Origin of the sequence: Acinetobacter sp. F9 (assembly GCF_019195275.1) — a bacterium.
GTDB lineage: Bacteria > Pseudomonadota > Gammaproteobacteria > Pseudomonadales > Moraxellaceae > Acinetobacter > Acinetobacter pseudolwoffii.
Genome location: NZ_CP078068.1, coordinates 1,951,710 through 1,964,605 on the forward strand (window position 1 = coordinate 1,951,710; position 12,896 = coordinate 1,964,605).

Here is a 12,896-nt window from a genome sequence, read left to right on the forward strand (position 1 = left end):
AAAGACTCAGCCCATATAATTAAAATTAGGAGTGAACGAATGGAATTCGATGCGGTTCTTATAGCTTCCAGAAAAGAGAAGATGCTGAAAGATGGCTACTGGTTAAATAAAACCATTATTGATTCTCTGCGTCAGGCCATCGACAAGAATCCAGATAAAACTGCGCTGGTCAGTTTTAAGATGGAACACAAAACCGAGCAGGTGTTTAGCTACAAGGATCTCTGGGAGATAACCAATAAAATTGCTTTAGGCTTAAAGCAATTGGGTGTTACTCAAAATGACGTAGTCTCGTGCCAGTTGCCGAACTGGTGGGAATTTACCTTGCTGTATCTGGCCTGTAGCCGCATCGGTGCTGTACTAAATCCTTTGATGCCGATTTTTCGGGAGCGTGAACTGGAATTCATGCTGAAACATGGCGAAGCCAAAGTATTTATCGTACCGAAAAACTTCCGTAATTTTGATCATGAACAGCTGGCAAATCACTTAAAGACTAAAATTGAGACTTTGCAACATGTGGTGGTGGTCAATGGTCTTGAAGAGAATAATTTTGACCGGGTCCTGGTCAATCATGGGCTTGAGCAGGATTCCGCAGCAATTGCAGGCCTGGATCAGCTTGAAGCTCAACCCGATGATATTACCCAGCTGATTTTTACTTCTGGCACCACAGGTGAGCCGAAAGGGGTAATGCATACTGCCAATACCTTATTTTCAAATATCGTTCCCTATGCCGAACGTCTGCATTTAAATGAAAATGATGTAGTACTCATGGCTTCACCCATGGCGCATCAAACCGGCTTTATGTATGGCCTGATGATGCCGATTGAACTGAATGCCAAAGTGGTGTTGCAAGATGTCTGGGATGTGTCACAGGCAGTGGATTTAATTCACCAGCATCAGGTCAGTTTTACCATGGCATCTACACCATTCCTGAATGACCTGTCTACCACCGTTGCGGAGCAGCAGAATCAGGTCAGCAGCCTGAAAACCTTCTTGTGTGCAGGTGCACCGATTCCAGGCTCATTGGTACAAAAAGCACGGGAAACCTTAGGTGTCAAAGTGATTTCTGCTTGGGGCATGACCGAGTGCGGCGCAATTACCACCACACGACCTGAAGATGAGGATGAACGTTCCTTTAATACGGATGGGATTGCTTTGCCCGGTGTAGAGATCAAAATCGTCAATAAAGCGGGAGAAATTAAACCGCTGAATGAGCCGGGACGCTTAATGATTCGTGCCTGTTCAAGTTTTGGCGGTTATTTAAAACGTGCACATTTAAATGATACCGATGCAGATGACTGGTTTGATACCGGAGATATTGCCTATCAGGATGAGCAAGGCTATATCCGGATATGGGGACGTAAAAAAGATGTAATCATTCGCGGTGGAGAAAATATTCCGGTCGCAGAAATTGAATCTCTGCTGTATAAGCATCCGAATATCGCCGTCGTGGCGCTGGTCGCCTATGCCGATGAACGACTCGGTGAAAGAGCCTGTGCGATTATCAAGCTTAAAGATCTAAGTCAGCCATTAGAACTGAATGATATCGTCAACTTTTTAAAAACCCATAATCTCGCGATGCAATATATTCCAGAACGCCTGGAGATTTGGGAAGATATTCCAATGACGCCGTCTGGAAAAATCCAGAAGTTTAAACTTCGTGAACTGCTGGCCAGTCATCTTGCCTCAGCCAATTGATCTTTAAAGATAAACTCCTGAAATATATTCAGGAGTTTTTGCTATAGATTGAAATGGGAAGCCAAACCTTAAATTGATTTATCGCGTTATTTTAATAACTTCAATAAAGCTTCAGCTGTCGCAGCCGAAGAGGCAGGATTTTGTCCGGTAATGAGCAGACCATCTTCTTGGACATAAGCCTGCCAATCATCAGCTTTGGAATATTGGCCAGCTTTTTCTTTGAGCATGTCTTCAACTAAAAATGGCACAATAGCGGTCAGGCCCACGCCGTCTTCTTCGCTATTACTAAAGCCAGTAACTGTCTTGCCTTCTATAATCGAACGACCTTCAGCATCTTTAACATCACGAAGTACGCCCGGCGCATGACAAACCAATGCCACAGGTTTATTGGCCTGCAAAGTCTGCTCAATCAAGGAAATAGAGTTCTGGTCTTCGGCTAGATCCCATAATGGACCATGACCACCGGGATAGAACACAGCATCAAAATCCTGATTTAAGACTTCACTTAATTTATGTGTATTGGCAAGCTGCTTCATGGCCACTTCATCTGCTTCAAAACGTTTGGTGGTTTCAGTCTGTGCATCCGGTTCATTACTTTTTGGGTCTAAGGGAGGCTGGCCACCCGCAGGAGAAGCCAGAATTAGCTCTGCACCTGCATCAACAAAGCTATAGTAAGGTGCAGCCAGTTCTTCCAGCCAAAATCCGGTTTTCTTGCCGGTATCGCCAAGCGTGTCATGTGAAGTCAGAACGATCAGAATTTTCATGTTATTTTCCTGTATCTCATTAAATATTGCGAATGGCTGCTTGTTAATTTAACAAGTCGCGGGCATCAGGAATGTTGTGATACGTTCATTTGCTGTATCGATACGTTTGTGTTTGAGTTGAATTAACTTAAGGCTGTATTTATGAAGCGAACAGTTTTTTAAGCGCAATTATCTGCCCATTAACAGGTCTTGCTGAAGGTCCGCCTGTTTACGCAGAAAATCCCAGACCAGTTTAATTTTCGGTTCGTGTTGCAGATCAACCAGCGTCAGCATCCAGAAAGTGTGGGTAAAACTGACCTGATCGCCCAGAACCTGTTGCAGTTCACTTTTATCATGGGCCAAAAATTTCGGTAAAATAGCTAGCCCGGCACCGGCACTGACCGCAATTTGCTGGGCCAGAATACTGTTACTGCGAAAACAGGCAGTCAATTGCAGCGGTAAACGTTCCAGCGAATACAGGGCCGAGCTATAGACCAGATCATCAATATAATCGACAAAACGGTGCTGCTTGAGGTCTTCCAGTTTTTTAATTTGCGGATTTTTCTGTAAATAATGCTGACTGCCATACAGTTTTAGACAGTAATTCGACAGACGGGTAATGATATAGGGGCCCGATTTGGGCCGGTCAATCGCAATTACAATATCAGCTTCACGATGTGAAAGTTTGATCGCTTTCGGCACCGGAATCAGGTCAATGGTCAGTAAAGGGTAGTGCTGGGAGAACTCGGCCAGTAAGCGCGCTAAAAATGCCGTACCAAAACCTTCTGGTGCACCAATCCGCACCCGGCCTTGCAAGGGATCGTTGCGTTTGTCAATCTGGATAAAGGATTGTTCCATCAGTTCCACACGCGGCACCAATGCCAGACCTTCCGAGGTCAGCTCATACCCTGTCGCTTCGCGTTTAAACAGTTGCGTGCCAAGGGTATTTTCCAGCGCCTGAATCCGCCGTGCCACGGTACTGTGTTCCACCCCAATCAAGCGTGCTGCATTGGTGAGTGTTTTAGCACGTGCCAAAACCAAAAAGAAACGTAAATGATCCCAATCTACTTTCATCTTCTATTTAACATCCTGTTAAATTCCTGTGCATATTTGCACATCTATCGTGCATCAATTTCTATTGGTGGTCAAAGTGTTCTTTGTTAGTCTGCTGAAACAGCGTAAAAAATAATACGTTTAAAACAGCCAGTAAAGGCAGACACAACGACAATAACAAACCAGCACGGAGCGACCATGAACGCCATTCATCATCCACAGCAAAGTACCGGATTCACCACTGCAAAACTCCTGATTAACGGTGAATTTGTCGAATCAAAAACCAGTCATTGGCAAGATATTATCAACCCTGCCACTCAAGAAGTTTTGGGTCAGGTACCATTTTCAACTGCAGAAGAAGTCAATGCCGCGATTGCTGCCGCACAAAATGCCTTTGCCAGCTGGCGCCAAACCCCGATTCAGGCACGTATGCGGATTATGTTGAAGCTGCAGGATCTGATTCGTACTAACTTAAAAAGTATTGCCCAAGTATTAACGGCGGAACAGGGCAAAACCCTGGCTGATGCCGAAGGTGACATTCAGCGTGGCTTAGAAGTGGTGGAGCATGCCTGTTCGATTGGTTCACTACAAATGGGTGAATATGTTGAAGGTGTGGCACGCGGTGTCGATACCTATACCTTGCAGCAACCACTCGGTGTCTGTGCGGGAATTACGCCGTTTAACTTTCCGGCAATGATTCCACTGTGGATGTTCCCGATGGCGATTGTCTGCGGTAATACCTTTGTGTTAAAGCCTTCGGAACAGGATCCGCTATCGACCATGATGCTGGTGGAACTGGCAATTGAGGCAGGCGTACCTGCTGGTGTGCTGAATGTAGTGCATGGCGGTAAAGAAGTGGTGGATCTGCTGTGTACCCATCGTGACATCAAAGCCATTTCCTTTGTCGGCTCGACCGCGGTCGGTACGCATGTCTACAATCTGGCCGGCCAGCACGGTAAACGTGTACAGTCGATGATGGGCGCGAAAAACCATGTCGTGGTGATGCCGGATGCCAATAAAGAACAAACCCTGAATGCGTTGGTCGGTGCAGCATTTGGTGCAGCCGGTCAGCGTTGTATGGCGCTTTCGGTGGCCGTGATGGTCGGGGACACCAAGCACTGGGTCGATGAACTGGTGGCTAAAACCAAAACCTTAAAGGTGAATGCCGGGCATGAACCGAATACTGATGTTGGGCCAGTGATTTCGACCCGTGCCAAAGCCCGTGTCATAGACTTAATTAACAGTGGCGTTGAACAGGACGCTGAACTGCTGCTGGATGGTCGTGATGTAAATGTTCCGGGTTATGAAAAAGGCAATTTTGTCGGGCCAACGATTTTTAATCAGGTCACGACCGATATGCGCATTTATCAAGAAGAAGTCTTCGGTCCGGTACTGGCGATCATACATGTTGATACTTTAGAACAAGCGATTAAGCTGATTAATGCCAATCCATTCGGTAACGGCGTTGGACTCTTTACCCAAAATGGCAATACTGCACGCACATTCCAGCACCAGATTGATATCGGTCAGGTCGGTATTAACATTCCAATTCCTGTACCTGTGCCGTTCTTCAGCTTTACCGGTTCGCGTGGTTCAAAACTGGGGGATTTAGGTCCTTATGGCAAGCAGGCAGTGCAGTTCTATACCCAGACCAAAACCATTACCAGCCGCTGGTTTGAAGATGACCAGGAAACCACCGGTGTCAATACCACGATTAGCCTGCGTTAAGGAGCATCAGCATGAAGATTGCATTTATTGGTTTGGGCAACATGGGCGGCTCGATGGCGCAGAACCTGCTCAAGGCAGGGCATCAGGTTTTTGGTTATGACTTGAGTAAAGTCGCTTTACAGCATTTTGCCGAAGCGGGCGGTATCGTTTGTGACAGTCCACAAGCTGCCGCAAAACAGGCAGATATTGTGGTCAGCATGTTGCCTGCAGCCAAGCATGTACGTGAAGTTTATCTTGGTGAGCACGGTATTCTGAACGTGCTTCAAGCGGGCAGTTTATGTATCGACAGCAGTACCATTGACCCGCAAACCATTCAGGAGGTTGCCGCAGCAGCGCAGGCCAAACAGATTCGCGTCTGTGATGCGCCAGTCTCTGGCGGGACTTTGGGCGCCAAAGACGGAACTTTGACCTTTATGGTGGGTGCAGACGATGCCACCTTTGAGGCCGTAAAACCGGTCCTCAGCTGTATGGGTAAAAATCTGGTGCATTGTGGCGCTGTAGGAACAGGACAGGTTGCAAAAATCTGCAATAACCTGATTCTGGGGATTTCCATGACCGCCGTTGCAGAAGGCATGGCACTTGGAGCCAAACTGGGAATTGATCCGCAAGCACTAGCCGGGGTAATCAATAGTTCCACCGGACGTTGCTGGAGTTCTGAAATCTATAATCCCTGGCCGGATATCTGTGCCAATGCACCGTCATCACGGGGTTATACCGATGGTTTTGCAGCACAGCTGATGCTTAAAGATTTGGGCCTGGCTGTCGATGCAGCGCAACAGGTGGACCAACCGGTGGTTCTGGGCAGCATGGTGCAGAAGCTCTATCAACAACTGTGTCAGGAAGGGGATGCGCATCTGGATTTTTCCAGCATCATGCATCAATACACCACGCGACCTGCTTAAAACTTAAAATATCCAGATGGAGCAAGGATTCGCTTCATCAACAATACCTTGTCAGTAATAACGATAAATTCAGGCTGAGGTTTAACATGTTAGATTATCAAAAAACGATTGAAAATTTTGATTTAGATGCAGTGGCAAAGCAGTATCTGTCCGGTTCGATGCAGGCGCTGAACGCCTGTTATGAATGCTGCGACCGCCATGCAGATTCCGATGCAATTGCTTTACACTGGTACGGTAAAGATGGCCGTAAAGAACAGTATAGCTTTCGCGAACTCAAGAAATATTCCAGCCAGTTTGCAAATTTCTTAAAATCTCAAGGCATTGGCAAAGGCGACCGCGTTTCCGGATTATTACCGCGGACTCCGGAGCTGATCATTACCATTTTAGCGACCTGGCGGATTGGTGCAGTGTATCAACCTTTATTTACGGCCTTTGGTCCCAAAGCTATTGAACATCGCATTCAGCTGGCGCAAAGCAAGCTGGTAGTGACTGATCTGGCGAATCGGGAGAAACTATCCAATCTTAGTGCTTGTCCCACGATCGTCACCGTACATGTTGAAACCGAGGCAGAGCGTTATCCACAGGACCTCAGTTTTTGGACTGTGTTAAATCGCCAGGCTGAAGGTTGTGAACTGGAAATGCTCAGTATCGATGAGCCATTTTTATTGATGTTTACCTCTGGAACCACTGGACCGGCCAAGCCCTTAAAAGTTCCACTTAAAGCCCTGATTGCTTTTGCTGGCTATATGCACAATGCCATCGGTCTAACCGAAGATGATGCTTTCTGGAATATTGCTGATCCGGGCTGGGCTTATGGTTTGTACTATGGGATTACCGGCCCGTTATTGCTCGGACACTCGACCCTGTTTTATGAGGGTGGTTTCAATGCCGAAAGTGTCTGCGACATTGTCAAGCAATATGGCATTACCAATCTGGCCGGTGCGCCGACCGCTTACCGCATGATGATGGCAGCAGATGCTGAACAGATGGCACAGCTACGGGGCAAGTTGCGCGTGGTCAGCAGTGCTGGAGAACCTTTAAACCCGGAAGTGATCCGCTGGTTTAAAGAGGTGCTGGATGTGCCAATTTATGACCATTATGGCCAGACTGAAGTCGGGATGGTGGTGTGTAATCATCATGCGCTACAACATCCGGTCCGTTCAGGTTCGGCAGGCTTTGCCAGCCCGGGTTACCGGATTGCAGTCGTCGATGAACAAGGTCATGAATTAACGGCTGACGTTCCGGGCGTCCTGGCAGTGGATATCAGTCAATCACCCATGATGTGGTTCTCGGGTTATGAAGAAAGCCGTAAATCGCCCTTTGTTGGACATTACTATTTAACCGGTGATACCGCGGAAATTCATGCTGATGGCAGTATGAGCTTTGTTGGACGTAGTGATGATGTCATTACCACCTCAGGCTATCGGGTTGGCCCATTTGATGTGGAAAGTGCCTTACTAGAACATGATGCGGTGATCGAAGCCGCCGTCATTGGCGTGCCTGATCCTGAACGTACCGAAGTGATTAAAGCCTTTGTGATTCTGGCGAATAATTTTACAGCTTCATCTCATCTGGAAGAAGAACTAGGCCAGTTTGTGAAAAAGCGTTTATCTGCGCATGCCTATCCGCGCTTAATTGAATTCGTCACAGAATTGCCAAAAACCCCGAGTGGCAAGATTCAGCGTTTCTTACTGCGTAATCAGGAAATCAACAAGCAGCAGGTAAAGACCGCATAACCAGCCAAAGCCAGCAGATTGAATAAAAATATTGAATAAAGAGATTGAAGGAAGCATCCATGCAATTTACGGAAGAGCAACAACTGATTCAGGATATGGCCAAAAGCTTCGCTCAGGAACAGATTAAACCTTTTGCCGGCGAGTGGGATCAAAAGGGCATATTTCCTAAACAGACCTTGTCTCAAATGGGTGAGCTAGGTTTTTTAGGCATGCTGATTCCAGAAGAGTGGGGCGGTTCAGGTACAGGCACGCTGGCTTATGTACTGGCCCTCGAAGAAGTGGCAGCGGCAGATGGTGCAACGTCCGCCATCATGAGCGTACACAACTCGGTGGGTTGTGTGCCGATTCTCAAGTTTGGAACTGAACAGCAAAAGCAGCAGTTTTTAAAACCTTTGGCTCAAGGGCAAATGATTGGTGCTTTTGCCTTAACCGAACCGCATACCGGATCGGATGCTGCAGCGATTAAAACCCGTGCAGTCAAAGATGGCGATCACTACATTATCAATGGCGCCAAACAGTTTATTACCTCGGGTCATAATGCCGGGATGATTATTGTCTTTGCCGTGACCGATCCAAGTGCGGGAAAAAAAGGCATGAGTGCATTTTTAATCCCACGCGATACTCCCGGTTATGAAGTGATTCGGGTCGAAGAAAAACTCGGTCTGCATGCTTCGGATACCTGTCAGATTGCTTTAACCGATGTCCGCATTCATGAGAGTTTAAGACTCGGTGCAGAAGGAGAAGGCTTAAAAATTGCCTTGGCCAATCTGGAAGGTGGACGGATTGGTATTGCCGCACAAGCAGTGGGTCTGGCCCGCGCTGCATTGGAAGAAGCGACTGTTTATGCACATGATCGCGTGGCCTTTGGCAAACCGATTTTTGAACAGCAGGCGATTTCGTTCAGGCTGGCCAGCATGGCCACCGAAATTGAAGCGGCGCGACAACTGGTCCATTTTGCTGCACGTAAAAAGGAAGCAGGTGAAAACTGTTTAACCGAAGCCTCTATGGCCAAACTCTTTGCTTCGGAAATGGCAGAACGTGTCTGTTCCAAAGCGCTGCAGATTTTTGGCGGTTACGGTTATCTGAAAGACTTTCCGATTGAACGCATTTATCGCGATGCGCGTATTTGTCAGATTTATGAAGGCACCAGCGATATTCAGCGTCTGGTAATTGCACGTAGTTTATAATTTTAAAGGGATTTTTATCATGCAATGGCAAACTATTTTACTCGAACAGCGTAACGGGGTCGGGCTGATTACTTTAAATCGTCCACAAGCCTTAAATGCCTTGAATAATCAATTGATCGTTGAAGTGAATCAGGCGCTGGATCAGCTGGAAAAAGACCCGCAGATTGGCTGTATTGTCATCACTGGTTCGGAAAAAGCCTTTGCTGCAGGTGCAGATATCAAAGAAATGGCAGATTTAAACTTTCCGCAAATTTATCTGGATGATTTTTTCAGTCTGGCCGACCGGATTGCCCAGCGCCGTAAGCCCTTAATTGCTGCGGTGAGTGGCTATGCCTTGGGCGGTGGTTGTGAATTGGCCTTAATGTGCGATTTTATTTACTGCGCTGATAATGCAAAATTTGGTTTGCCTGAAGTCACTTTAGGGGTATTGCCCGGCATTGGCGGAACGCAACGTTTAACCTTGGCGATTGGTAAAGCCAAAGCCATGGAAATGTGTCTGACTGCACGTCACATGGGCGCGCAAGAAGCCGAGCAAAGTGGGTTAGTGGCACGTGTCTTTGCCAAAGAAGAGTTACTAGAACAAACTCTGCAAGCTGCCGAAAAAATTGCTGAAAAGTCGCTTACGGCCGTGATGATGATTAAAGAATCAATTAATCGGGCTTTTGAAGTCAGTCTGGCCGAAGGTCTACGCTTTGAACGACGGATATTCCATTCCATTTTTGCCGGTGCTGATCAAAAGGAAGGCATGCAGGCTTTTGTCGAAAAACGCCCAGCCAAATTCACCCATCAATAAAACAAAAATAGGAAAATAAAATGAGTGATGAAAATAATTTAGCGATTCGGGTACAAGGACGTTTAGGCATTATCAGCCTGGACCGCACCAGTCATTTAAATGCCTTAACCCTGCGGATGATTCAAGGGATTCAGTCACAACTAGATCAGTGGCGCCATGATCCAGCGGTGCAAGCGATCCTGATCAATTCTAACAGTCCCAAGGCATTCTGTGCCGGAGGAGACATCCGTTATCTGTATGACAGCTATCAGGCAGGCAATACCCAATATCAGGATTTTTTTGCCACTGAATATAGCATGCTGAGCACACTGCGCAATTTTCCAAAGGCTGTCATCGTGATGATGGATGGTTATGTTCTGGGCGGTGGCTTTGGTCTGGCTCAAGCCTGTCATATTAAAGTGAGCAGTGAAAAATCACGCTTTGCCATGCCAGAAACCGCGATTGGATTTTTCCCGGATGTGGGAGCCACCCACTTTCTCTCCCGACTGGATGATGTAGGCATTTATATGGCGTTGACAGGGGAGCAGATCAGCAGCAGTGATGCGCTATATCTGGATCTGGTCGATTATCATGTACCGAGTGAAAATTTTGCTGAACTGGAAACCGCATTGATTGCTGCACCGGTATTAAATCAGATTGAAATCCAAAAAATCATCAGTGCGTACATTATCCATCCGGTAGAAAGCGAGTTGCAAAAACGTGCAGATCTGATTAGTCAGCATTTTGGCCATCCAAACCTCGATGAGATCGAACAGAGTTTGGCACATGCAAGTAGCGCCACCGATCAGGAGTGGGCCAATAAAATGCTGGTCATCTTGCAGCAACGTCCAGTCATGGCCAAGCAAACGAGTCTGAAGTTACAGCAGGCCGGACAAAACTTATCGCTGGAAAAATGTATGCAACTGGAGCGAGATCTGCAGGATGTCTGGTTAGAGCAAGGCGACTTTATTGAAGGTGTACGTGCACTGATTATTGATAAAGATAAAAATCCACAATGGCAAACCGATAATTCGAAATTTGAAAAAACGCTGGAAAAACTCTGGCCGGTTTGGACTCAACAGCGCGTAGAAAATACATATTAAAGATTCAGATTAAAAACCCTCTCATACGCAGTAATGAGAGGGTTTTTCGCCGAGCTTTCAACATAGGATTTTACCCTAAATTTCTATTCTTAATGGGATTTTTTCCTTTTCTTGCCACCGCCATCTTGCTTGTTGACAGTAGACCAGGCAATACGTTCGGCTTCCTCCTCAGAATGACCGCGTTCTTTTTCGCTTTCTTCAATATGTTCGGCCTGCCGTTTTTGTTTATCGGTATAGGCTGATTTGTCACCTCTAGGCATATTGCTGTCCTCATCAAGGTTGGCTGAAATTACTATAACAATGACCTGTTTCTATGGCGGTAAATATCTGTCATGTATTTGTTGAAATTATTTTATAAAACCAGCATCTTTTAAGTGATAGGAAACCTGAAGAATAAATGAATGAAGATAACGGTTCTCACTGACTGTTATCTTCAAATTCTAATTAACCGTTAATGATACTGCCTCCATTAACATGAATGACTTGACCGGAAATATAACTGGCTTCTTCACTCGCTAGAAATAAATACGCTGGTGCGACTTCACTAGGCTGGCCCATCCGACCCATGGGTGTCTGTTTACCGAACTCTTTGAGCTGTTCTTCATCAAAACTGCTTGGAATGAGGGGAGTCCAGATGGGGCCGGGTGCTACGCCATTGACCCGGATCCCGGTTTTATTTTTTAACAAACTGGTGGAAAGACTGCGGGTAAATGTGGTGATGGCACCTTTGGTACTTGAGTAATCAATCAGTTCATCATGTCCATGATAACTGGTAATACTGGTGGTATTAATAATACTGTCACCTTCTTGCATGTGCGGAATCACAGCCTGAGTCAAGTGAAACATCGACAGAATATTTACATTAAAGGTCTTAAAAAGTTGCTCAGGAGAAATATCGCTAATACTTTTCTGCGGATATTGAACCCCGGCATTATTGACCAGAATATTAATGGTTTTAAATTCCTGAAGCGTCTGCTCAACCATTTTCTTGATTTCATCTTGATCTTGTAAATCACACTTGATCAGTAAACAACGCCGTCCTGCATCCTCTACCATCTTTCTGGTATCTTGAGCATCCTGATCTTCATCCAGATAACAAATCACAATATCAGCACCTTCACGGGCAAACAAGACCGAGACTGACCGACCTATACCGCTATCGCCACCTGTGATCAGGGCGATTTTACTTTTAAGTTTATCGCTACCTTTATAATTCGGTTTGATGACTTCCGGTGCAGGATCCATTTTGGTTTGCACACCAGGTTGATGATCTTGAGTTTCAGTTGAAGCAGGGGTTTCAGGATAGTTATTCATGTTTTCCCTTTTTCTGTACAAAGTTTAGAAATATCTTAGAGGCTTTCTAGCTTTATGCATTCGGTCTCAACATTTAATAACAGAATGCATTCGAGATTTATCAATTATTCATAGAGCTGTGATTGACATGATTTTAAGTAAAACTAGATACCGCCATTGTCTAAATCTTAATAGAACAGAATACCGCCTATGGTTTACAGCATTCTATCTCTCACATTTTGAGCAACCATTTCTATCAGAGTTTTTATGTCCTTTTAGGATATGGCTCTAGATTTAATTAAGCATCTAAAATTATTGAATAAATTAATAATTATGATATTCATCAAAATTTATCTGATTAATAAATAGCAGAAAAATGCTTTAGATAAGGATAGGCCTTTACCAAGTTTGGCAGGGTCAATAAATATATTAGCAAGAAGATACACCAGTAAAATTACATGAAGGTGTTGAAGCAGCCAAACTAACATGATCACACTAAATGTAATAGCTAACGTAATAGCGTATGAGAAATTTCATTTGAAAAAAAGGAAATATGAGATTTACCTCATTAAGATTTTGAGGCATATCTCTATAAAGAAATGAGCTGTTGACATTAAAAAGTAATGAAGCTGAAAATTTCAAAATTAACTTTTATGAACAGTAGAAGATAGATGAACTTAAAGT

At 45.3% G+C, this 12,896-nt stretch carries 11 protein-coding genes; 7 read left to right on the forward strand and 4 right to left on the reverse strand.

Features of this window, described 5'->3' with window-relative positions; translation table 11 throughout:
- Window positions 1–39 precede the first annotated feature (39 nt).
- Window positions 40–1,695: a cyclohexanecarboxylate-CoA ligase gene (gene aliA, locus KT990_RS09265; RefSeq protein WP_100357178.1), complete on the forward strand. Its 1,656-nt coding sequence runs from the start codon at window positions 40–42 to the stop codon at window positions 1,693–1,695.
- Window positions 1,696–1,781: 86 nt separating this feature from the next.
- Here the strand turns inward: aliA and KT990_RS09270 are convergent, their stop codons facing one another.
- The gene (locus tag KT990_RS09270) at window positions 1,782–2,459 is read right to left on the reverse strand and encodes a type 1 glutamine amidotransferase domain-containing protein (RefSeq protein ID WP_218208685.1); all 678 of its coding nucleotides are present in this window, start codon (window positions 2,457–2,459) and stop codon (window positions 1,782–1,784) included.
- A gap of 168 nt (window positions 2,460–2,627) precedes the next feature.
- A complete protein-coding gene (locus KT990_RS09275; protein ID WP_005096883.1) occupies window positions 2,628–3,512 on the reverse strand; it encodes a LysR family transcriptional regulator in 885 nt (294 codons plus the stop codon).
- A gap of 177 nt (window positions 3,513–3,689) precedes the next feature.
- Here KT990_RS09275 and KT990_RS09280 point away from each other — a divergent pair, with 177 nt between their 5' ends.
- From KT990_RS09280 to KT990_RS09305, 6 genes are all read left to right on the forward strand, one after another.
- Complete coding sequence (locus KT990_RS09280) at window positions 3,690–5,219, forward strand: CoA-acylating methylmalonate-semialdehyde dehydrogenase (RefSeq protein WP_218208686.1); 1,530 nt, start codon at window positions 3,690–3,692, stop codon at window positions 5,217–5,219.
- Between the two features lie 11 nt (window positions 5,220–5,230).
- Window positions 5,231–6,121, forward strand: coding sequence for a 3-hydroxyisobutyrate dehydrogenase (gene mmsB / locus KT990_RS09285; protein WP_218208687.1), 891 nt, complete (start codon window positions 5,231–5,233; stop codon window positions 6,119–6,121).
- Between the two features lie 86 nt (window positions 6,122–6,207).
- On the forward strand, window positions 6,208–7,857 hold the full coding sequence (locus tag KT990_RS09290) for an AMP-binding protein (protein ID WP_100535097.1): 1,650 nt from the start codon (window positions 6,208–6,210) through the stop codon (window positions 7,855–7,857).
- 59 nt (window positions 7,858–7,916) lie between these two features.
- Window positions 7,917–9,044, forward strand: a complete 1,128-nt coding sequence (locus KT990_RS09295; protein ID WP_218208688.1) for an acyl-CoA dehydrogenase family protein — start codon at window positions 7,917–7,919, stop codon at window positions 9,042–9,044.
- A 19-nt stretch (window positions 9,045–9,063) separates the two neighbouring features.
- A complete protein-coding gene (locus KT990_RS09300) occupies window positions 9,064–9,837 on the forward strand; it encodes an enoyl-CoA hydratase (protein ID WP_005096874.1) in 774 nt (257 codons plus the stop codon).
- A gap of 20 nt (window positions 9,838–9,857) precedes the next feature.
- A complete protein-coding gene (locus tag KT990_RS09305; protein ID WP_218208689.1) occupies window positions 9,858–10,919 on the forward strand; it encodes an enoyl-CoA hydratase/isomerase family protein in 1,062 nt (353 codons plus the stop codon).
- An 89-nt stretch (window positions 10,920–11,008) separates the two neighbouring features.
- On the opposite strand, the gene KT990_RS09310 is transcribed toward KT990_RS09305, so the two are convergent.
- Together KT990_RS09310 and KT990_RS09315 are read right to left on the reverse strand one after the other, a co-directional pair.
- Window positions 11,009–11,179 (reverse strand): hypothetical protein, encoded by a 171-nt coding sequence (locus KT990_RS09310; protein WP_005096870.1) that lies wholly within the window; start codon window positions 11,177–11,179, stop codon window positions 11,009–11,011.
- Between the two features lie 184 nt (window positions 11,180–11,363).
- Window positions 11,364–12,233 (reverse strand): SDR family oxidoreductase, encoded by an 870-nt coding sequence (locus tag KT990_RS09315; protein WP_074382801.1) that lies wholly within the window; start codon window positions 12,231–12,233, stop codon window positions 11,364–11,366.
- Window positions 12,234–12,896: the final 663 nt, after the last annotated feature.